This window comes from Acinetobacter sp. Brlt_5 (genome assembly GCF_051949055.1).
Lineage (GTDB): Bacteria > Pseudomonadota > Gammaproteobacteria > Pseudomonadales > Moraxellaceae > Acinetobacter > Acinetobacter indicus.
This window is the reverse complement of sequence record NZ_JAYJLP010000020.1, coordinates 1-22,655: the sequence shown is the minus strand read 5'-3', so window position 1 is coordinate 22,655 and position 22,655 is coordinate 1. Positions and strand designations below refer to the sequence as shown.

Annotated in this window: 17 protein-coding genes, 1 tRNA gene and 2 pseudogenes; 13 read left to right on the top strand and 7 right to left on the bottom strand. The window is 45.2% G+C overall.

Translation table 11 applies throughout. The features are described from left to right. Window positions 1–22 precede the first annotated feature (22 nt). Window positions 23–691, top strand: a complete 669-nt coding sequence (locus VF685_RS12345) for a class I SAM-dependent methyltransferase (RefSeq protein WP_152342228.1) — start codon at window positions 23–25, stop codon at window positions 689–691. A gap of 30 nt (window positions 692–721) precedes the next feature. Here the strand turns inward: VF685_RS12345 and VF685_RS12340 are convergent, their stop codons facing one another. Then, complete coding sequence (locus tag VF685_RS12340) at window positions 722–1,156, bottom strand: hypothetical protein (protein WP_045795202.1); 435 nt, start codon at window positions 1,154–1,156, stop codon at window positions 722–724. A gap of 176 nt (window positions 1,157–1,332) precedes the next feature. After that, entirely contained in the window at window positions 1,333–3,162 is a 1,830-nt protein-coding gene (locus VF685_RS12335; protein WP_005176337.1) for a phosphoenolpyruvate carboxykinase (GTP), read from the bottom strand. 417 nt (window positions 3,163–3,579) lie between these two features. Between VF685_RS12335 and VF685_RS12330 the strand changes: the two genes are divergently transcribed. The 5 genes from VF685_RS12330 (at window position 3,580) to VF685_RS12310 (ending at window position 8,797) form a co-directional block, all read left to right on the top strand. Continuing rightward, window positions 3,580–4,518 (top strand): diacylglycerol/lipid kinase family protein, encoded by a 939-nt coding sequence (locus VF685_RS12330; protein WP_180191901.1) that lies wholly within the window; start codon window positions 3,580–3,582, stop codon window positions 4,516–4,518. After that, window positions 4,499–5,257: a metallophosphoesterase family protein gene (locus tag VF685_RS12325; protein ID WP_180191900.1), complete on the top strand. Its 759-nt coding sequence runs from the start codon at window positions 4,499–4,501 to the stop codon at window positions 5,255–5,257. Before VF685_RS12330 ends, VF685_RS12325 begins: the two co-directional genes overlap by 20 nt. Window positions 5,258–5,457: 200 nt before the next feature. Next, window positions 5,458–5,748, top strand: a complete 291-nt coding sequence (locus VF685_RS12320) for a co-chaperone GroES (RefSeq protein WP_004810787.1) — start codon at window positions 5,458–5,460, stop codon at window positions 5,746–5,748. A 57-nt stretch (window positions 5,749–5,805) separates the two neighbouring features. After that, on the top strand, window positions 5,806–7,440 hold the full coding sequence (groL, locus tag VF685_RS12315; RefSeq protein WP_127798938.1) for a chaperonin GroEL: 1,635 nt from the start codon (window positions 5,806–5,808) through the stop codon (window positions 7,438–7,440). A gap of 202 nt (window positions 7,441–7,642) precedes the next feature. Beyond that, window positions 7,643–8,797: a LuxR C-terminal-related transcriptional regulator gene (locus VF685_RS12310; RefSeq protein ID WP_163146040.1), complete on the top strand. Its 1,155-nt coding sequence runs from the start codon at window positions 7,643–7,645 to the stop codon at window positions 8,795–8,797. Window positions 8,798–8,859: 62 nt separating this feature from the next. On the opposite strand, the pseudogene VF685_RS12305 reads toward VF685_RS12310, so the two are convergent. Continuing rightward, window positions 8,860–9,999 (bottom strand): annotated as a pseudogene (locus VF685_RS12305) (glycerophosphodiester phosphodiesterase). Window positions 10,000–10,288: 289 nt separating this feature from the next. Here VF685_RS12305 and VF685_RS12300 point away from each other — a divergent pair. The 3 genes from VF685_RS12300 to VF685_RS12290 all read left to right on the top strand — a co-directional run bounded on the left by VF685_RS12300 (window position 10,289) and on the right by VF685_RS12290 (window position 15,518). Continuing rightward, entirely contained in the window at window positions 10,289–13,381 is a 3,093-nt protein-coding gene (locus VF685_RS12300; RefSeq protein WP_242911961.1) for a multidrug efflux RND transporter permease subunit, read from the top strand. Between the two features lie 117 nt (window positions 13,382–13,498). Beyond that, window positions 13,499–14,836 (top strand): magnesium transporter, encoded by a 1,338-nt coding sequence (gene mgtE / locus VF685_RS12295; protein WP_005176359.1) that lies wholly within the window; start codon window positions 13,499–13,501, stop codon window positions 14,834–14,836. Between the two features lie 88 nt (window positions 14,837–14,924). Continuing rightward, the gene (locus VF685_RS12290; RefSeq protein ID WP_005176362.1) at window positions 14,925–15,518 is read left to right on the top strand and encodes a DUF4112 domain-containing protein; all 594 of its coding nucleotides are present in this window, start codon (window positions 14,925–14,927) and stop codon (window positions 15,516–15,518) included. Window positions 15,519–15,613: 95 nt separating this feature from the next. Here the strand turns inward: VF685_RS12290 and htpX are convergent, their stop codons facing one another. Both htpX and VF685_RS12280 read right to left on the bottom strand, forming a co-directional pair. Then, the gene (htpX, locus tag VF685_RS12285) at window positions 15,614–16,519 is read right to left on the bottom strand and encodes a protease HtpX (protein WP_005176364.1); all 906 of its coding nucleotides are present in this window, start codon (window positions 16,517–16,519) and stop codon (window positions 15,614–15,616) included. Between the two features lie 115 nt (window positions 16,520–16,634). Beyond that, on the bottom strand, window positions 16,635–17,477 hold the full coding sequence (locus tag VF685_RS12280) for a lytic transglycosylase domain-containing protein (RefSeq protein WP_034597413.1): 843 nt from the start codon (window positions 17,475–17,477) through the stop codon (window positions 16,635–16,637). A 508-nt stretch (window positions 17,478–17,985) separates the two neighbouring features. On the opposite strand from VF685_RS12280, the gene ttcA reads away from it, so the two are divergent. Further along, on the top strand, window positions 17,986–18,909 hold the full coding sequence (ttcA, locus tag VF685_RS12275) for a tRNA 2-thiocytidine(32) synthetase TtcA (protein WP_005176370.1): 924 nt from the start codon (window positions 17,986–17,988) through the stop codon (window positions 18,907–18,909). A 216-nt stretch (window positions 18,910–19,125) separates the two neighbouring features. Continuing rightward, window positions 19,126–19,509, top strand: a complete 384-nt coding sequence (locus VF685_RS12270) for an SCP2 sterol-binding domain-containing protein (RefSeq protein ID WP_016659963.1) — start codon at window positions 19,126–19,128, stop codon at window positions 19,507–19,509. A 71-nt stretch (window positions 19,510–19,580) separates the two neighbouring features. On the opposite strand, the gene VF685_RS12265 is transcribed toward VF685_RS12270, so the two are convergent. Further along, entirely contained in the window at window positions 19,581–20,696 is a 1,116-nt protein-coding gene (locus VF685_RS12265) for a transglycosylase SLT domain-containing protein (protein WP_168398145.1), read from the bottom strand. 366 nt (window positions 20,697–21,062) lie between these two features. On the opposite strand from VF685_RS12265, the gene greB reads away from it, so the two are divergent. Together greB and VF685_RS12255 are read left to right on the top strand one after the other, a co-directional pair. Continuing rightward, window positions 21,063–21,557, top strand: a complete 495-nt coding sequence (gene greB / locus VF685_RS12260) for a transcription elongation factor GreB (RefSeq protein WP_242911962.1) — start codon at window positions 21,063–21,065, stop codon at window positions 21,555–21,557. A gap of 90 nt (window positions 21,558–21,647) precedes the next feature. Continuing rightward, window positions 21,648–21,737: transfer RNA gene (locus tag VF685_RS12255), tRNA-Ser, on the top strand. Between the two features lie 288 nt (window positions 21,738–22,025). Here VF685_RS12255 and VF685_RS12250 read toward each other — a convergent pair. Continuing rightward, window positions 22,026–22,445 (bottom strand): annotated as a pseudogene (locus VF685_RS12250) (Lrp/AsnC family transcriptional regulator); the annotation flags it as partial. Window positions 22,446–22,655 lie beyond the last annotated feature (210 nt).

Below are 22,655 nucleotides of genomic sequence, written 5' to 3'. Positions count from 1 at the left end.
ATACATAAAGAATAAAAACCCAATGAGCTGCACCTTTCAATTTCCTAAAGCCCCTGAACATCTATTAAGTGCTTTGCATGATGTGATTCCACATTGTGAACTGCAGGCACAGCAATTGCCTGAAACACCGATTTCACTTTGGTTGATTCCGCCGGTTTTTCCCACCGATAAACTCGATGATGAAGTGATCCGCCGGATCTGGAATGATACGCCGTACTGGATTTTCTGCTGGGCCTCAGGATTGGCGATGGCACAGTGGTTGCTAGCTGAGCCGCATCATGTGAAAGATAAAGTAGTGCTAGATTTTGGCGCAGGTTCAGGTGTGGTGGCCATTGCTGCCAAAATGGCGGGTGCTAAACGGGTGATCTGCTGTGATATTGATCAGGTCAGTCTGGATGCCTGTCGAGTCAATGCCGAACTCAATGATGTCGAACTGGAATATCTGGATGATCTCTACAAAGCCGAGCAGGTTGATGTACTACTCGCAGCGGATGTGCTGTACGATCAATGCAACCGTTTTTTCCTGGATGAGTTTTTAAAATTTGCCCCGGAGGTGTGGGTGGCAGACAGCCGGGTGAAAAACTTTAGCCATCCCAAATATGAAAAGCTGGATGAGCGTAGTGCCACCACTTGGCCCGATTTAGATGAGTCGCCCGAATTTCGTAATGTCAGTTTTTATAAGACGCTGTAAACAGCGTCTTTTTTATTGGCTTGCAGAAGCTTAAGAGCAGGTATAGCGCACCACAGTTAAAGTGCTTGGGCGGGCAGTGAGGGCATCACGTGTGGCTGGATTTTCGCTGCTGTGCAGGCCAGGTGTATTCGACAGGCTAAAGGTGGCACGGGTATCGCCAATTTGACGTCCTGGAGCAGCAAGATTATTACCAGCTGCCGGGTTGGCAATTTCATTGACGCTGAGAATATTTAATTTAAAGACTTTATTGCTGGCCAGCACTTTCTGGCAGGCACGTTGTAGGCGCTGTTCATCTAATTGCTGATTATTGCGTGTTGCAAGGGTGTAAGCCAAGGTGGCTGTGCTGTCAGTGCGGCTTTCGATCTGATAACCGACATTGCCATTAAATTCGCGTGGCCCACTCTGGCAGGCAGTGAGCAGGGTAACCGTACAGGCAAGTCCTAAAAGTTTATAAGTATTGTTCATCGCTATTATGGCTCATGATCTCTAATTTATACTTTCAAGTATGCCATAAAAGCCTGACCTGGGGACGACTGCTTTCCTCAATGATGTGTTGAAATTTATTGCCGGTAAAATGTAGCGTGTATAGGCAGGCAATAAAAAAAGGCCGCTTTCGCGACCTCTTTCATGTTAATCAGCAATTAAGCAGATTTAACCGCTTCTAAAAGCTCAGCTTGACGTTTTTTCAACGCTTCTGGTAAACGCTCACCCAGTTTGTTGAATAACTCAGTGTGGCTTTCCAGTTCTTTGATCCATTGATCTTTGTCTTGTGCTGTCACAGTTTCAAATTGCTCTTTAGAGAAATCTAAACCAGTCCAGTTCAGCTGTTCGTAAGTTGGAACGCGGCCAATTGGAGTGTCTACAGCATCTGCACGACCTTCACAACGGTCAATGATCCACTCAAGTACACGCATGTTTTGACCGAAACCAGGCCATACGAAGTTGCCTTCAGCATCACGACGGAACCAGTTCACGTTGTAGATACCAGGCAGTTTGTTACCTGCAGCTTCAGCTTTCGCACCCACTTTCTCACCCATTTCTAACCAGTGAGAGAAGTAGTCCGCCATGTTGTAACCCGCGAATGGCAGCATTGCGAATGGGTCACGACGAACGATACCTTGTTGACCAACCGCAGCAGCAGTGGTTTCAGAACCCATGGTTGCCGCTTTATACACGCCATCAACCCAGTCAAATGCTTCTGAAATTAGAGGCACTGTGTCTGCACGGCGACCACCGAAGATGAATGCAGAGATTGGAACACCTGCTGGATTTTCCCAGTCAGCATCAATTGAAGGACATTGACCTGCAGATACGGTGAAACGCGCGTTTGGATGCGCTGCTTTTTCTTCGCCAGTATGTGGTTGACCTTTCCAGTTGGTCAGGTTTGCAGGTGCTTCTTTAGAAAGACCTTCCCACCATACTTCGCCATTGTCAGTCACAGCAACGTTGGTATAGATCACGTCTTTGTGCAGCGTCGCCATACAGTTCGGGTTAGTTTTGGTGTTTGTACCAGGTGCTACACCGAAGAAACCAGCTTCAGGGTTGATTGCGTATAGACGACCATCTTCACCTGGTTTGATCCAGGCAATATCGTCACCTACAGTTTCAATCTTCCAGCCTTCATAACCTGCTGGTGGAATCAGCATCGCGAAGTTGGTTTTACCACATGCAGATGGGAATGCCGCTGCGATGTAGTGTTTTTCGCCTTGAGGATTGGTTACGCCAAGAATTAGCATGTGTTCAGCTAACCAGCCTTGTTGACGACCCATGAACGATGCAATACGTAATGCCAGGCATTTTTTACCTAACAATGCGTTACCGCCGTAACCTGAACCGTAAGACCAGATTTCACGTGTTTCTGGATAGTGCACGATGTATTTTTCTTTGTTGCAAGGCCATGCAACATCTTTTTCACCTTCGGCAAGCGGAGCGCCTACAGTGTGTACACATGGAACGAATTCGCCATCTGTACCTAATACGTCATAAACAGCTTTACCCATACGAGCCATTTTAGACATGCTTACTGCAACATAAGGAGAGTCAGTTAACTCGATCCCGATGTGTGCAATGTGTGAACCGAGTGGACCCATTGAGAATGGAACCACATACAGCGTACGACCTGCCATTGAACCGTCAAATAAACCGTTCAATTTTTCGCGCATTACTGCAGGCGCTTCCCAGTTGTTGGTCGCACCGGCATCTTCCTGGTTTTCAGAGCAGATGTAAGTACGGTCTTCAACACGAGCTACGTCAGAAGGATCAGAGTTTGCAAGATAAGAACCAGGGTGAGTTTCTTGGTTAAGCGCTTGCATTGTGCCGTTAGCGATCATCAAGTCGATATAACGTTGATATTCTTCTGCGCTACCGTCACACCATTCAATTTTTGCTGGTTTTGTTAATTTAGCAATCTCTTCCACCCAAGCAATAAGCTTAGGGTGACGAACGAATTCTGGTGCGTTCACTTGGGTCATGGTGAGGCCTATCTAAAATGTGTACAAACTGTTGTACAAAGTACAATCTGAGAGATGAAATGAACCGCTCAGATGAAATATGAAAAAAAAAGTGGCTGTATTAAAGCACAAAATGACGAAAAAAATAAGACTAAAGGACTAAAGGAATTATTTTGGTAGTTAATGCAATCTAAATAATAAGTTTATAAAAAACAAAAAGATAATGTTTAAATAAGGGCTGGTCTTATTTATTTTTTATATTTATGTATATTATTTAATTTATTTATTTCTTTTTAAAACAATAATTTATATCTAAATTTTTTCTGAGAATCATTATTGATTAAATAAATGGTGGTAATTCGATTTTTACATAAAGGTGCTTTAAATTTCCACTTAATTGGCTGAAATTAGAACAAATGCTTTAAAGATGTGGACAAAATGTCTGAACAATTCAAGCCATTGTCTATTGTGTATAACAAAAAATCAGGCTTTCATGCGACCCATAAAACCGAGGTATATGAAGAGCTGATTCAGATTTTTTCCCAATACGGTTTTGAAATCCAGTCCTTTGATATCGAACAGTATGCCAGTTTTGATGAGTTAATGGCGCAGGTATTTTTGCGTCATCAGGACCCGGACAATTATGGCGTGGTGGTAGCTGCAGGAGGAGATGGCACCTTGAATGCTGTGGCCGCCAAACTGCTTTATACCGATATTCCCATGGGCATTTTACCTTTAGGTACCTTTAACTATGTGGCCCGCGTATTTGATATTCCGGTGGATATTATTCAGGCTGCGCATGTGATTGCAACCGGCCGGCCACGCAAGGCGCATATCGCGCGGATCAATGAACACATCTATTTAAACAATGCCAGCCTGGGGCTGTATCCTTTATTTATCCAGAAACGGGAGCTGTATAACCGCTATCTGGGCCGTTTTCCTTTACATGCCTATACCTCCGGTCTGGATGTAATGATTCGCCATCGCAAGGAGCTGAAATTAAAAGTTGAAGTCGATGGCAAGCTGTTTCCGGTGAAAACTCCGCTGGTATTTTTTGGCAATAACCAGCTGCAATTGTCGGAGATGAATTTGCGTATTGCTGCAGCGGTGGCACAGGGCAAGGTGGCCGGCATTGTGGTGGCGAAAAGCGATAAGCTGACCCTGTTTAAAATTTTATGGCAGCTGGTGAAAGGGGAAATTGAACAAGCGCCCGATGTATATACTTTTGCTGCAGATCAGGTGGTGATTCATGCACAACTAAAAACCATGCAGGTGGCCATTGATGGTGAAATTGTCCGGATGCGACCACCGCTAATAGTCACAGTGGAAAAAAATGCCTTAAATATGATGGTGCCTTATGATTCTGCATCTGTCTGATTTGCATTTTGGCACCGAAAAGCCGGCCTGCATGGCAGCCATCCGGCAATTTTGCCTGGAGCATCAGGCTGAAGCGATAGTGGTCAGTGGTGATTTAACCCAGCGTGCGCGTTTTAAACAGTTTTATGACTGTAAGCAGTTTCTCGACAGCCTGGAGCGGCCGTATCTGGTGGTGCCGGGCAATCATGATATTCCGCTATTCGATTTATGGACCCGTTTTGTTAATCCATTTGCGCGTTATCAGCTGTTTTTTGGCAAGATGGAAACTGTGCTGGAAACCGAGCATTTTTTTCTGATTGGTTTAAACAGTATCCGGCGGCGTTACCATACCCGCGGGCATATTTCGCTGGCGCAAATCCAGCTGGTCGATCAGATTCTGGCCGCGGCGCCGGTGCATAAAATCAAGCTGATTGCTGCGCATCAACCGTTTTATACCCCGCCGGATGATCCGCATGGGGTAAAAGACTGTCCAATGCTTGGCAAAATGGCGCTGGAAAGCTGGAGTCAGCATGGCCTGTTCGGGCTGTTGCATGGTCATCTGCATCAGTCCGCAGTCTATGATTTAAACCAGATTTATCATTTGCAGGCCAGTCATCCGGTGCTGGATATTCATGCCGGCACGGCGCTGTCTTATCGTCTGCATCATCGTTTTAATAACAGCTTTAATGTGATTCATGACAGCGGTGAAATTCAGGCCTATTTTTTTAATGAACGCACACAAAAATTTGAACCGTATTAGAAATATGGGGAATAAAGCGACAGTGGTCTGATGGCTGGCGAAAAAAAAGACAAAAAACAGATTTTTTTTCATTTTTCCCCTTGAAGCGTTTTTTTCCATCCCCACAAAAGTGACATCTAAAATTCATTTTGATGATGACCAAAGGAATAAATAAGTCGTCATCAGTTATCTAACGAAGACTTAGTCTGATGGAGTTATTTATGAGCAACATTCGTCCATTACATGACCGTGTAGTAATTCGTCGTGTCGAAGAAGAAACAAAAACTGCTGGCGGCATTTTATTGCCAGGTTCTGCTGCTGAAAAACCTGCTCAGGGTGAAATCATTGCAGTTGGTAATGGTCAAATCACAGACAATGGCGTACGCGCATTAGATGTGAAAGTTGGCGATAAAGTATTGTTTGGTACCTATGCCGGCACCACTGTAAAAGTAGACGGTGAAGAACTGCTTATTATGAAAGAGTCTGACATTTTAGCTGTTTTAGAAGGCTAATTTCTCACTAACTCAATGGTTATCAGATTTAGTTAAGATTTAAAATTGGAGTAAATCATGTCAGCTAAAGACGTAAAATTTGGTGATTCAGCTCGTAGCAAAATGATTGCGGGTGTCAACATTCTTGCAGATGCAGTGAAAGTAACGTTAGGTCCTAAAGGCCGTAACGTGGTGATCGACCGTTCTTTCGGCGCACCGCACATCACTAAAGATGGTGTTTCTGTTGCGAAAGAAATTACTTTAAAAGACAAGTTCGAGAACATGGGTGCACAACTGGTTCGTGAAGTGTCTTCAAAAACCAATGACATCGCAGGTGACGGTACCACAACTGCAACTGTATTGGCGCAAGCTATCCTGAACGAAGGTATCAAGTCAGTGACTGCGGGTATGAACCCAATGGACTTGAAACGTGGTATCGACATCGCGGTGAAAACTCTAGTTGCTGAAATCAAATCAACTGCACAACCTGCATCTGATTCTAAAGCAATTGAGCAAGTGGGTTCGATCTCTGCAAACTCTGACACCACTGTAGGTGCTTTAATTGCGCAAGCAATGGAAAAAGTGGGCAAAGAAGGCGTCATTACTGTTGAAGAAGGTTCAGGCTTCGAAGATGCGCTTGACGTTGTAGAAGGTATGCAGTTTGACCGTGGTTATATCTCGCCATACTTCGCCAACAAACAAGACACGCTCACTGCTGAACTTGAAAACCCGTTCATCCTGCTGGTAGACAAGAAAGTCAGCAACATCCGTGAACTGATTACGGTTCTTGAAGCAGTTGCAAAAACCGGTAAGCCATTATTAATTATCGCTGAAGATGTTGAAGGTGAAGCGCTTGCAACGCTTGTTGTGAACAACATGCGCGGCATCATCAAAGTATGTGCGGTGAAAGCACCTGGCTTCGGTGACCGTCGTAAAGCAATGCTGCAAGACATCGCGATTTTAACTGGTGGTACTGTGATTTCTGAAGAAATCGGTATGCAGTTAGACCAAACAACGCTTGAACACTTAGGTACTGCACACAAAGTAACTGTATCTAAAGAAAATACCGTGATTGTGGATGGTGCGGGTAACGCAGGCCAAATCGCTGAGCGTGTTCAACAAATCCGTGCGCAAATCGAAGAATCGACTTCTGAGTACGACAAAGAAAAACTTCAAGAACGCGTTGCTAAATTGGCAGGCGGTGTAGCAGTGATCAAGATCGGTGCTGCAACTGAAGTTGAAATGAAAGAGAAAAAAGACCGCGTAGACGACGCACTTCACGCAACTCGTGCTGCAGTTGAAGAAGGTGTGGTTGCTGGTGGTGGTGTTGCACTGGTACGTGCTGCCAAAGCACTTGACGGTGTAACAGGTGCCAACGATGACCAAAACGTAGGGATCAACATCCTGCGCCGTGCAATCGAAGCGCCGCTTCGTCAAATCGTGGCAAACGCAGGTGATGAACCATCTGTTGTGATCAACGCTGTGAAAAATGGTGAAGGTAACTTCGGTTATAACGCTGCAACTGGTGAATACGGCGACATGCTTGAAATGGGTATTCTTGACCCAGCGAAAGTAACCCGTTCTGCACTTGAGCATGCTGCATCTGTTGCGGGCTTAATGCTCACAACTGAGTGCATGATCACTGAAATCCCGGAAGAAAAACCAGCAATGCCTGACATGGGCGGCATGGGTGGTATGGGCGGCATGATGTAATACATCTGCTGGTCATTCGATCATAAAAATCCCCGCAATTGCGGGGATTTTTTTATATGAAGGCCAATAAAAAACACAATACAGTAAAACTAAACTTAATGCATAAAAAAGTAAGAAATAGATAAATGGTTCAAAAATAATTAAATGTATGATGAGCTTTTGTATTAAATTGGTAGGGCTTAATGATTAAGCTGGGGGAGAGATGAAAGAACAAGAACACCAGATCATTGGGTTAATTTATGATGCCGCGATGGATACGCGTTTATGGCCGCAAGTAATTGAAGCCATTGTGCACTACACCAACAGTAAAACCGCGATTTTTACCGCTCTGGACCAGTTAAGTCCAAGTTATGACTTTGTGCATACCTATAACATTCCGCAAGCCTGTATTGATGCCTATCAGGATGAACGGATTAAAGTCATTGATATGAAACTGCATGCGCCGTTATGGCAGCAAACCGGGGTGGGGGATACCATTGAGCAAAACTTGCAGTCGTATGGCCAGATGCCGGGCACAGATGAATATATCTTTTATGAGCGCTGTCTGGAACCAACCGGGATTTGTCATATCGCAGCTGTTTTACTCGATCAGGGGCAACATCGTTGGGCGGTCTTGGGTATTCACCGGGTGCCCGATGCTCAGCCTTATAGTCCGGAAGAGCATGAATTTCTTAAGCGGATCGGTAAGCATTTACGCCGGGCACTACAAATTCATCGGCAGCTTTGTCAGGCCAAGCAGCAGAAACTGGCTTTAGGCCATATTTTAGATCACTTAAAAACGGGCGTGCTGCTACTCGATCAGCAGTCCTGTTTGATCTATTCTAATAAAAAGGCTCAAGCAATTCTTAATCGCTCCAGCCTGATTGAGCTGGACCGTTATAATCATTTAAAAGTGGGCCGCGGCTTTCAGGCCAAACTCGATCAGCTCATTGAGGGGGCAGGTTCGAATTTAAGTCAATGGAACAAAGAGCCGGGTGGGGTTATGGCCTTGTCTGCTCCAGATCAGACGACATTAATGCTCACCATTATTCCTTTTAATTTAAGCCAGCTAAAGAATACTGAAGGACTACCAGAACAGGCCTATGTCGCTGTTTTTGTGACTGAAACCGAGCAAAAATATTATTTAGCTGCAGATTTTTTAAAACAGCAATATCACTTGTCAAACCGGGAAATTGAGTTATGCGAGTTATTTATTAATGAGCATGATTTAGAAAAGATCGCTGAATATTGTCAGCTCAGTTTAAGTACCGTTCGAACCTATTTTAAAAATATTTATGCAAAAACCCAGTGTAATTCACAGGCCGAGTTAATTCATTTACTGATGGGCATTACCGTAAATTTTGAGCATATCGTATAGGCTGTTTTGTTTGAGAGTAGAAAAAAGACGCATGCCGCGTCTTTTTTAATATATGAGAATTTTTACTGTTTTAAAAACAGGTCTGCAGCCTGACGTCCTAGTCCAGGATCATCTGTAAAGACACCATCAACACCGGCTTTAAAGAAGATTTCAAACTCGGCCAACGCCCCTGTTTCACACTTCTCAGCAGGATTTGGACTACAATCGAGGCGATCAGGTAAAAATTCATTTTCTGGGCGCAAGGTATAAGGATGTACTTTCAGGCCCTGTGCATGTGCCAGACTCACAAAATTGGTGATTACTCCCTGATTACTGACGATATAGGTTTTACTTGGTCCCACACCATCAGCATATTGCGCAACCGTTTTAAGTCCTTCTGCACTGGCCAATTGACCATAAGTAGTCCCCAGACCTGCTTTTAGTGCATCAGCAGGCTGAGAACTCTGTCCGCTGTAGAGCTGAATGATTTTTGCATGTTGCAAGGTGTTTAAACGATCTAGCTGACTGCGTAGATATTGCAGATTTTTAACTTCAAAAGATTGTAGATAGACCGGGGCAATACTTCGCGAATATTCATATTTCGCCAAGCTACTCAATAAACGGTCTTCCATGGCCAGATTTAAATCCTGGAAATAGGTTGGGTGTTTAGTCTCAATATACAGCCCAATAATTTTTCCTGTTTTTTGATAGTGCTGATCAGCCAGTTCAATAATTTCTTCTATCGTCGGCACTAAAAACTGATCATTATATTGAGTGTTTTGTGGCCGAATATCTGGAATACGTTCGCGGGCTTTCAGCTGCTTCAGTTCACTTAAGGTGAAGTCTTCGGTAAACTAGCCTGTTAAGCTGACTCCATCAATGATTTTGGTGGTTTTACGATCTGCAAATTGTGGTAGTTCACTGACATTGGTCGTACCGCCAATTTCATTTTCATGACGAGCAACCAAATAACCATCTTTGGTTGGAACCAGATCAGGCTCAATAAAATCTGCACCATCCTCAATGGCTTTTTGATAAGCCTCCAAGGTATGTTCAGGACGCAAGGCGCTAGCGCCTCGATGTCCGACAATAATAATTTCAGGTTCAACATAGGCCGGTGGTGTCGGCGTTGGAGTGGGATTATGCGTTTGATTATCACGATCATCACTATTACAAGCAGTTAAAGTGAGAATGCTGGTCAGTATCAGTGTTTTTCTTAGCATGCGGTCCTCTGATGATGCTGCTATTTTATTTGACGCATGCGTAGTGTTGAAGGAAAAACTTGCATTCTCATGACAGGTTGCAAAATAGCGACAATGTAAATGATGCTAGAGCGAGATAAATCTTTTATCTCCACATTTTCTCCTTATTTTTTGTTCAACACATCTTTATGTAATATTTTCTTGTATTTTTGGCTTTAGTCACTGAATATCAATATAAATTTGCTAGGGTAAAGCGCCTTCAGAAGTGCTCAACCAAATCTTGGCTCAACCCCATCATGTGACCAAATCTATGCTGTCAAAATTTTTTATTGAACGTCCTATTTTTGCTGGAGTCCTGGCCATTATTGTCATGGCGTTTGGTATTTTTTCCACTTTAGGTTTACCGGTCGAGCGTTATCCGGATATTGCCCCGCCTCGCATTACCGTGAGTGCTACTTATACTGGAGCTTCGGCAGAAACAGTGGAGGAGAGCGTGACCCAGGTGCTGGAGCAGCAGATTCGAGGGCTGGATCATCTGCTGTATTTTAGCTCGAGCAGTGATTCTTCGGGGCGCAGCCGTATCAGCATCAGTTTTGAAAATGGCACAGACCCAGATACCGCACAGGTGCAGGTGCAAAATGCGATTAACAGCGCCATTAACCGTTTGCCTGAAGATGTACAGCGCCAAGGCGTGAATGTGTTCAAATCTCTGGGTGATACCCATATGGTCATCGGGTTGTATGACAGCGCTGGTCACAGTTCCAATATTGAACTGTCCGATTATATGATGACCCATCTGGAACAGGATCTGGCGCGTATTGAAGGCGTGGGTGAGGTGGATGTCTTCGGTTCGCAATATGCCATGCGAATCTGGTTGAAACCTTTAAAACTGAAACAGTATGCCTTGATGCCAAGCGATATTCGGGCCGCTGTTGAAGCCCAGAATACCCAGGTGGCAGCCGGCAGTATTGGCGATTTACCCACCGCAACCGATCAGTATTTAAATGCCAAAGTCACCTCCGGTTCACGTTTAAAAACTGTCGAAGAATTTGAAAATGTAATTTTAAAGTCGGCCCAGGACGGCAGTTTTGTTTATTTAAAAGATGTGGCGCGGGTCGAGCTGGGGGCAGAAAATTATCAGTCCTTTAATACGATTAACGGCTATCCTTCCGCTGCGCTGGGCATCTCCCTGGCCTCTGGTGCCAATGCACTGGCGACCTCGGCGTTAATCCAGCAGGAAATTGATCATCTCTCCAAACAGTTGCCTGAAGGCTACAAGATAGTCTATCCACGCGATAATACGCCGTTTGTGAAGGAGTCGATGAAAGAGGTGGTAAAAACCCTCATTGAAGCGATTATTCTGGTGGTGATCGTGATGTTCCTGTTTTTACAGAACTGGCGCGCTACCTTAATTCCGACCATCACCGTACCGGTGGTGATTTTAGGTACCCTGACAGTGCTGTATGTGCTGGGCATGACCATCAATACCTTAACCCTGTTTGCGCTGGTACTGGCGATTGGCCTGCTGGTCGATGATGCGATTGTGGTCGTAGAAAATGTTGAGCGTTTGATGCATGAGCAGCAGCTTTCAGCCAAACAGGCGGCAATCCAGTCGATGCAGGAAATTAGCGGGGCACTGGTCGGGATTACCTTGGTGCTGACCGCGGTGTTTATTCCGATGGCATTTTTTGGTGGCTCGACCGGGGTCATCTACCGTCAGTTTTCCATCACCCTGGTGGCCGCGATGTCCTTATCTTTGCTGGTGGCACTGATTTTAACCCCGGCCTTATGTGCCTTAATTTTAAAGCCAAAGCAGAAAACCGCCCGATGGGCCGCCTGGTTTAATCAGAAACTGGAAAATCTGAAACAGCATTATCTGCGTTCTTCAAGCTGGACCCTGCAACATCGCACCATCTGTCTGGTGATTTTTGTGGCTTTAATCGGGGTATTTGCCTTGTTCTATCGAGCCTTGCCGACCAGCTTTATTCCAAGTGAAGATCAGGGCATGCTCACGGTGCAGTTTAAATTGCAAGAAGGCGCGCCACTGTCAAAAAGCCGTGAAGTTGGGGAAACGATTCGCGCCTATTTTATTGAACAGGAACAGGCCAATGTTGATCTGGTGATGATTCGCTATGGCCGTAATTTCTCAGGTACTGGTCAGAACTTGGGGCAGGGCTTTATTGCGCTGAAACACTGGGATGATCGTCCGGGCAGTGACAATGCTGCGCAGGCAATTCGTGAGCGGGCCATGCAGCATTTCCAGCGTCATCCGGATGCGCAGATTATGATTGGGATGCCGGCCTCGGTGCGCGGTTTAGGCCAGACCGATGGCCTGCAGTTTTGGCTGCGAGATTTAAATGGGCAGGGCCGTGATTATCTGGAGCAGCAATTCCAGAGCCTGCGCAGTCAGGCCGACCGTTATTCCAGCTTTGCCAATCTGGATAAAAAATCCAATCCGGAAAAAGCCGAGCTGAATGTCAATATTCATCAGAAACAGGCCATGGCCAATGGCCTGAGCCAAGGCGCTATTAACAGCACCTTGTCGGCGGCATGGGGCGGCAGTTATATCAATGACTTTATTGATCGTGGCCGGATTAAACGGGTGATTATGCAGGGTGATGCCGAGTTCCGTGCCACCCCGGAAGATTTGCAGGCCTGGTCGGTCCGTAATGCCAACGGGCAGATGGTGCCGTTTGGTAATTTCTCTACCCTGAGCTGGGGCGGCGGACCAGAAGTGGTGAACCGGTTTATGGGCTATACCGCACTGGAAATGGAAGCCGATACCGCAGCCGGTGCCAGCTCTGGTCAGGCCATGCAGGATATTCAGCAGCTGGTTGAGCAGCAGGACGGTGTCGATCTGGCCTGGAGCGGCTTGTCCTTTGAAGAAAAGCAGTCCAGCAATCAGGCTTTATTGCTGTATCTGGTATCAATTGGTTTTATCTTCCTGTGTCTGGCAGCGCTGTATGAAAGCTGGACCATTCCAACTGCGGTGATGAGCGCGATTCCACTGGGTATTGGTGGTAATATCCTGTTCAGCTACCTGGCCGGGTTCCCGAATGATATCTATTTCCAGATTGCACTGCTGACCACCATCGGCCTGTCCTGTAAAAATGCGATTCTGATTGTCGAGTTTGCTTCGATGGCGCAGCAGCAGGGGCGCAGCGCCGTGGAAGCCGCACTGGAAGGAGCGAGTCTGCGTTTACGTCCTATTCTGATGACCTCGCTGGCCTTTGGGGCCGGGGTCATTCCGCTGGTATTTGCCTTTGGTGCCGGTGCGGTCAGCCGTCAGGAAATTGGCGTGAGTGTGCTGGGTGGGGTGATTTTCGGTACAGTTCTGGTGCTGATCTTTATTCCCTTTATGTATGTACTGGTGCGTTCGATCTTTAAACTGAAACAGGCCTGATCCGCCGGGTTTATACAGAGAAAAATGCTGCTGCTTCAGGGACACTGCGGCAGCACGCAGATGCAGTGCAAATCACTTTACATTTTAAAAAAAAACCAAGAATAATGATGAGAGTTTATGCTGAATCCTTTTGAACTTCAGGCACTGGAGCAGGCCATTTTGCAGCAGCATCCAGAGCGGGTACAGACCCTGATTGCGCATATGAATCCGGCCGATTTGGCGGTCTGGATTGAACAGCTGTCGCTGCAAGCGCAGGTTCGATTGATTCCCACCCTGGAGCAGGCCGCGCTGATCTTTGAGTTTTTGCCAAAAACTGTGCAGGCGCAAATTGCCGAACAGCTGGACCCAGCCGATTTGTTGCAGCTGATGAGTGCCATGCATTCAGATGACCGGACCGACCTGTTTAAAGGTTTGAGTCCGACGCTACAGCCGTGGATTCTGGCCGAGCTGGCCCCGGAAAAACGTCAGCAAATTCAGCAGCTGGCGGCTTACCCGGAAGAATCTGCCGGGGCGATCATGAGTTCGGATTTTGTGACTTTATCCCCAGAGCTGACGATCCAGCAGGCGATTGAACAGTTGCGTCAGGTGGCGGCAGACCGGGAAACCCTGTACCTGATTTATATTGTAGATGCGCTACAGCATCTGCTCGGTGTGGTGTCCTTGCGGCAGATTATTCAGGCCGCGCCAGAGGTACAGCTGCAGCATCTCATGACCACGGATCTGGTGATGGGCCAGGTCGATGAAGATCAGGAACAGATTGCCTGGAAGCTGGCGCATTATGATTTTCTGGCCTTGCCGATTGTTGATCAGGCGCAGCGTCTGGTCGGGATTGTCACCTATGATGATGCCATGGACATTGTCGAGGCCGAAACTACTGAAGATATTTTAAAATCCGGTGCGATTGAATCCTTGCCCAACCTGAGCCTGAAAAATGCACCAATTTTATCTTTATATCGCCAGCGCGTGTTCTGGCTGGTATTTCTGGTGTTTGGCAGTTTGCTGTCCGGTTTTGGGATTGCCCATTTTGAAGAGATTATTGCCGCGCATATTGTGCTGGTGTTCTTCTTGCCCTTGCTGGTCGGTAGTGGCGGGAATGCCGGGGCGCAATCGGCGACCTTAATGGTCCGTGCTTTAGCCACCGGCGATGTGCATTTTCGTGACTGGTTCTATCTGCTCGGGCGGGAAAGTCTGGTGGCGCTTTGTTTAGGTGGCACCATGGCACTGGCCGTGTCGGTACTGGGTTATGTGCGTGGCGATTTGATGGTGGCGGTGGTGTTGGCCTTAAGTATGCTGGGCATTGTACTGATGGGCTGTCTGGTTGGCATGAGCCTGCCATTTATTCTCAATAAGCTGAAACTGGACCCGGCCAGTGCGTCGGCACCTCTGGTGACCTCAATTTGCGATGCCAGCGGGGTGGTGGTTTATCTGTTTATTGCCTCACAGCTGTTGTTTTAGCCTGTATTTACAAAGCAGTAAAACGTTTGAGCAGCGCGCTCGAGTATAGTAAAAACATGACATAAATAGATAAAAATCAGGTTGATTCATGACAGAGCTGCACAGCACCAAACCCAAACTTTCCCGGCAAGAGGTGATTCGCCTGGAGCGTGATCTGGCCAAGTTTGCCAATATGATGGATTCGGTGGTGCGGATTCCGTTTACCAAACAGGGCGTGGGCGCTGATGCGGCTTTAAGTACCATTCCGGTGGCCGGCGATCTGGCCGGTTTTGTGCTGACCTGTTATGCAATTTATAAAGCCAAACAGGTCGGCGTGCCACAAGCCAAACTGAATCCGGTCATGAAGCTGGCGGTTATGGATGCGGTGGTGGGCTTTATTCCGATTGCCGGGACGATTTTTGATATTTTTATTCGCCCTAGCCGTAAGGCGCTGGATATTGTGCATGATCATATCCGGCAGGAATATGATATCCAGAGTGACCATCATGTGGTGCATCCTTTCTTGCATGAAAAACTGGAGCAGAAGCAGCAATATTCGGCATTCTGGCGTAATCCTGTGGTGGCCTGGCTGTGGATTCATCTTCCTGATTTATTAGGCCTGTTGTTCCTGATCATTCTGGTGGTGGCGACCTTGGCCGGGCTGCAATGGGTCTGGCAGTGGATGCAGGGTTTAAATCTTTAAGTAAGCTGTCATCATTCCAACCAGTATCTATCACACATAAAAACAAAAAGCCTCCATATGGAGGCTTTTGTCTATTTAACGGTTGGGCATTATTATTAAGGCAGGTTTAACTGCTGTAATGCCGCCACACGCTGTTCAATGGTCGGGTGGGTCTGGAATAACGCTGCCAGACTAAACCCTTGTTCCTGACCGGCAGAAATCGCGAAGGCTTTCATTTCTTTTGGCATTGCATCTGGCATTTCAGATTCGGCCTGTAAGCGTAACAGGGCAGAAATCATGGCCTGTTTGCCAGCCAGACGGGCACCCGCTTCATCGGCGCGGTATTCACGTTGACGCGAGAACCACATCACAATGGCCGAAGCCAGAATACCAAACACGATATCCAGCACAATGGTAATCACGAAGTAGGCAATGCCTGGCGCTTCGCCATCTTCACGGCCAAATACGTTACGATCAATGAAATCACCGGCAACACGGGCAAAGAACATCACGAAGGCGTTGACCACACCCTGGATTAACGCCAGCGTAACCATGTCACCATTGGCCACGTGACCAATTTCGTGCGCCAGTACGGCACGTAATTCATCTTTGTTCATACGCTCCAGCAGACCGGTTGAAACCGCCACCAAAGCATCATTCTTGTTCCAGCCGGTTGCAAAGGCATTCGACTGATAAGAAGGGAAGATACCCACTTCTGGCATTTTAATGCCAGCACGTTGCGACAATTGTGCAACTTCATTTAATAACCACGCTTCAGCCTGGTTACGTGGGGCATTCGGGTCAATCAGCTCTGTACCGGTGGTTTTTTTCGCCATCCATTTAGACATGAACAGGGAAATTAAAGAACCGACCATACCGAAGACAAAACAGATGACCAACAGGTTGCCTAGATTTAAGCCACCCGCGCCATGGTAACTACCGACACCGAAGAGTGACAAAATAATGCCAGCTACAACCAGTACCGCGAGGTTGGTTAGCAAGAACAAACCAATCCGCATCATTGAGTAAATCCTCTTAAAATGAAAATGTAATCTGATTCATAAATCATGCAAGTAAATATGCGGTGAATGTATTAAAAATTCAAGAAAAAATCGTGAAAATCAACAAAAAATCGTCTTAGTCCGAAATGGTGATTCGGGCTGCAGCAGAGGCATGTGCCGTGGCATAGGAGCGGACCGGTGCATCGGTAAAGCTGCCATCTGCGGCAACAATAATTTCACGCGATGGGCGTGCAGGCTGGGCTGCAGTTAAATGCGAACCAGAAGAAAGCGTATTGGATTGGGCCAGTAACGGTCCCTGATCGCTACTGCTGACACCACCGGCATACAGATTGTGATAACGGCTGGTCACGCGGCGCACATAGTCCTGAGTTTCACGGAAGGGCGGAATGCCACCGTATTTGGCGACATTGCCTTCACCGGCATTATAACCGGCCAATGCTAAGGATGTATTACCGTTAAAACGTTTTAGTAACCAGGCCAGATATTTGGCCCCGGCCATAATATTTTCATAAGGATCGTAGGCATTAGAAACCTGAAAACGTTTGGCAGTGGCCGGCATCAGCTGCATTAAGCCTTGGGCCCCGACCGGAGAGCGAGCATTGACATTAAAGCCGGACTCGGTGTGCATGACGGCTTTAATCAGCCCAGACGAAATACCGTGGCGCTGCGCGGCCTGCTGGATAATATGGTCAAAGGCATTTTTATTGCGGCTATAGCTTGGTAAGACCGATGCTTCAGAGCTGCCCCAGTTGCTATAACGATGAATATTGCTGTCGGGATAATACGTCACTTTGACTTTTTTCAGGGATTGGTCTGAACTTTTACGATTGGTCAGCAGGGTAGAGCCATTATTGTCTTTATAGACATAAATCTGTCCGGCATGACTGTGCGATGCAACCGCAAGCAGCGTCACACATCCCCAAAAAGCCAGTTGTTTAAAATGTAATCTTTTATACATTATCGTATTCATTATGGTAACGAAGTTCATACTGTCCCCAAACAGGTGGTTTGAGTTTAACAAAAAAAACATTGATGAAAAGAGTCTTTACATTTATTTCCCTGTTTACTTTGTAAAAATCAAGCCCTGTTTGCTGACAGAACAATCAAAAAAAATATTTATTTTTTTTATTCTGGTCTGCTTGACACACTTAAACCATTGATTTTAATTATAAATAAAATTGATTAAAAAATGATCAATTTAAATAGAAGCCTTCAATTGCAGGCAAGTGACCTTGTCAAGTTGTTTTAAATCCACAAATTTATCCACAGCTTTTGTGGAAAACTGTGGAAAAGTCCAAAAGATAAGCATCTTGCTTAAAAGATGAACGCAAACGTTCAAATTAGCATAAAAATAAAGACAGCGAGATGACAAAAAATGACAAGCAGGAAATTACATTCTTTTGATGCGTGCCGGGACTGAATCGGCTAAAATTGCGCGGTATTTTTTTTATGGGTAAATCTCGTCTATGTTCTCGCCAGTTGAGTCCGATCAAGGATTTAATTTTAAACCAGAACTGCCAACCAGCTCTGCGTATTACCGTTTGCTGAAAAAGCTGCGTCGCCAGGTGGGTCATGCCATTCGTGATTACAAGATGATCGAAGACGGTGACAAGGTCATGGTGTGTATTTCGGGTGGTAAAGACAGTTATACCTTACTGGATATTCTGTTGCAGTTTAAACGTATTGCCCCGATTCATTTTGATGTGGTGGCGGTGAATCTGGACCAGAAACAGCCGGGCTTCCCTGAAGATGTGCTGCCGCGTTATCTGGAAGAAAATAATATCCCGTATTATATTCTGGAAAAAGATACCTACAGTATTACCAAGCGTCTGACCCCGGAAGGCAAAACCTACTGTGCAGTGTGTTCGCGTCTGCGTCGTGGTTCACTGTACGGCTTTGCCCAGGAAATTGGGGCAACCAAGGTGGCACTGGGGCATCATCGTGATGATATTCTGGCGACTTTCTTCCTGAACCTGTTCCATGGCGGCAGCTTAAAGGCGATGCCACCGAAGCTGTTATCTTCCGACAAGAAGAATATGCTGATTCGTCCACTGGCTTATGTGGAAGAAAAAGACATCATCAAATACGCGCAAATGCGCCAGTTCCCGATTATTCCATGTAACCTGTGTGGTTCGCAGGAAAATCTGCAACGTGCGATTATCAATGACATGCTGCGTGAATGGGACAATGCCCATCCAAAACGTCTGCACAGTATTTTTGGTGCATTGCAAAATGTATCACCATCGCAACTGGCAGACCGCGAGCTGTTTGACTTTGAAGCACTCGATAGCGAGCGCGAGTTTGACTTTAAAGGCAGTTATTCGCACGAGAATGAAGATGGTCAGTCCAACCGCATCAACATGGTCAATTTAGGCTATGCAGCTGACTAAATAGTCAAAAAAGGCATTGAACTTCAGTTCAGTGCTTTTTTTATATATTTGAATTATTTCAATATTGTATTAAAAATATAAAATTTGAACGCATCGTACAAAAAATCTTAGCCATCTTTTATGATTACATGCTATAACAGGTCACAAGCATCATTGCTTCACAAAAATGTTGTCTGGACAGGCGACACAAATGAACAAATAAATTGAGGAATAATCATGCCTGCTTTTTTATCTGATGATTGGTTTGCAACCGTAGAGAACCTGACGGCTCAAGCTGGTGACTTAAATTTACCACCTGCGCTTGCGAATCTTGCAATTAATTTGGTTGTTACGGATGCTTCAGGCAATACAGAATTAGCTTTAGACGGTGGCAAAATCCAGAAAGGATTGTCTGCAAATGCAAAAACAACCCTGAATATGGATGCTGAGACCTTACGTAAAGTGTTCCTGGAGTTTGATATGGCTGCAGCCATGCAAGCCTTCATGACCGGTAAAATCAAAGTACAAGGCGATATGTCTCAATTAATGGCATTGCAAACTGCAAAACCAAGCCAAGAGCAAAAAGACCTGTTCAAAAACGTTTTGGCGCAAACCACCTGATTGTGACCCGACACAAAAAAGCTTACCCGAAGGTAAGCTTTTTTTTGCCTTGAAGATCAACGGTGAAGCATTTAAATATTCACCAGCTGCGGCGTGGTCTTGATGTGTTCCAGATAGGCACGGATACGGGTCACGTATTGTAAGGCCTGACGATAACGTCCGTTCTTGGCTTTATTGCCATCTAAGTAAGCATACAGGTTGACCCAGTTGTTCGGGTTTTTACCGGTGGCCTGAATACGCTTCTGAATCTGGCTCACGGCACCCGGACCCATGTTATAGGCCACCAGTGCATACCAGTTACGGTCTGGAAACGGAATATGCTTATAACGGTTCAGCATCAGGTTGTAATACTTGGCACCGCCCTGAATGCTCTGGGTTGGATCGGTACGGTTACTGACGCCCATGGCTTTGGCTGTGCTGTTGGTCAGCATCATCAAACCACGAACACCGGTTGGTGAAACAGAGTTCGGCTTTAAGTACGATTCCTGATAACCAATGGCCGCCAGTAAATGCCAGTCCAGATCATACTGCTGCGCAGTGCGCTGGAAGCTGGCCTTATATAAAGGCATGCGATTGCTTAAGTCACGCTGGATAGTATTCCAGGATTCCTGCTTAACCACATTCTGGTTATAGAACGAGGCCAGCTGGTTGATGGCACCGCTTTGTTTGCCACGGCAGACAAAGGCACTGGCGGTCTGGCTCAGCGGATCATCGGCATGTTTAAATACCCAGTTTAAATTGCTGTTTAGGCCATTTTTCTGCAAGGTGTTTAAATCGCCACAGGTGGCCGAAAAACCGGTCAGATGCTTGTTTTCAATGCTCTGAATACTGGCAGTGGTCATGGCAAAGTTGGCTTTACCTGACACCACCCATTGCAACGCTGTCGCATTGTCCGGTACGGTTTTAAACTCGAGTTTGACATTCAGGCTATGCGCATAGTTGCGCACCAGGTCATAACCAAAGCCATGCAGATGCTGACTGTTCTGAAACACGGTGGTCGGATTCGAAACAGAAACCACGGTCAATTTATTGTGATTGACCACGCGATCAAACTGATACGCTGCTTTACTTGCATTAATACTATGAAACGGAATTAACGCACTGCTTAATACTAAGACTTTTAAAGGGAGAGAGTTGAAAAAAGAGTGAAGGCCAAGCCTCGACCCAGAAGTTGAACTACTGTGCATGTTGTCTCCGCTACAAGTAATTTATGCCCTACAAAGCAGGAGGCAAAAGGCCTCAGACTTTTTCAAGTTTGATAAATTCAATAAGAGGGTGGGCACTCATGACGTCATTCAAAATGACATGGGATGAAAGATAAAAAATGTGGCTACGCCACACAGGTTAAAAAATGATCACAATTAAAAGATGTGCGCATAATAAAGACCAAAATTTGAGTTGTCAAATTTTGTCCATAAAAAAATAAAAAACTGTTTCATAAGTAAATGATTCTATTTAGGAAAAATATTTTATAAACTTTAAAAGTGGAGTAATTGGGGAGAAGGCAGCAGTTTTTGGTAAGCTACAGGCATATTTTTCTGCTGTTAAAGGCCATGAAATCGAGCTTAATTACCCGTGGTGGACATGACAAACTGGTCGCGGAACTTCAGCATTTGTGGCATGAAGAACGCCCTGAAATTACCAAAAAAGTGAACTGGGCGGCCAGTCTCGGCGATCGTTCGGAGAACGCCGATTACCAATATAACAAGCAGCTGCTGCGAAAGATTGACCGTCGGGTACGTTACCTCGGCAAGCGGCTGGAAGAGCTGCGAATTATTGATTTTTCACCTGAACAGGAGGGCAAGGTCTATTTTGGCGCTTGGGTCGATATTGAAAATGATGATAGCGAGCAGAAAACCCTAAGAATTGTCGGGGTTGATGAAATTTATGATCATCATCCACAACATATTTCAATTGACTCGCCAATGGCGCGCGCCTTGCTGGGCAAAAGTGTGGATGATGAAGCAGTAGTGCAGACGCCATCAGGTGCAAAACACTGGTATATTGTCGACATTCGCTATGAAAAGTTTGAAAATTCAGCAAATTAAACGATTTTGATTTTATTTTGTACAGTCGGTTGCGAAAATCTGGAAAAATATTTGCCAAGTTAAAATTTTCTTTATATGATAGTCGCCATTGGAAGCGTGGCAGAGCGGTTTAATGCACCGGTCTTGAAAACCGACGAGGGTGTGAGTCCTCCGTGAGTTCGAATCTCACCGCTTCCGCCAAATTCAAAAAGCCCTGACATTGTCAGGGCTTTTTTTATTGCGCTCCGTTTTATTTTTATATTCTTTATATGGAGCTGATTTATTTTAAAGAGGAGAGCTAAACATATTTTATAGGTATTATATAAATACCTTTAAGATATATTATTTTGCTTCGAATATCTAAAAATAAAAATCCATAAAATATGAAAAACGAATATTTATATAGATTGCTTTTCTATAAAATAATCATTGATAATCTTTCACCTGTAGCAATGTATATGCGACAGATGAAAGATTAAAATCAATTGTTTAAATTTTATAGGTTGACAGTAATATATTGGTTTCACTGTTATAAATCCCTGAAATACTTCTGATCCGACTTAAAATTAAATCAAAATTCACCAAATTGTCGGACTGGATTTCTACCAGTAAATCCCATTTGCCATTCGTCGTATGTAAGGTCTGAATAGCCGGATCGAGACGTAGCTCCTTGATGACGGCCTGTGCCTTGTTGCCTTCCACCATAATACTCATCCAGGCCTGAATAAGCTGCGGATTCAGGTTCGGTTTAATGCGTACCGTATAGCTGGTAATGATGCTAGTCGCTTCCATGTACTCGATTCGCTTTTGAACCGTGGCCCGGGAATTTCGGGTTTTCTGCGCAATTTTTGTAATTGAGATACGTGCATTTTCTCTTAACAATCCAAGTATTTTATTGTCCGTTTTATTTTTTTAAACGGATGAATAATTGGTTTTTAATTCTTGATTCTTAGTTATTATTGAATAATAAAAAAAATAATTGGATTTAAGGATAATATTCTAAGCACTATCTGCCTAAACTATTTCTGAATAAAATTCTTTATCCCAAGCTTATTAAAAATCAAAAGTGTATCTCTATTTTATAAGGCTATTCTCTTTAAACGATTTTCACTATAAAAA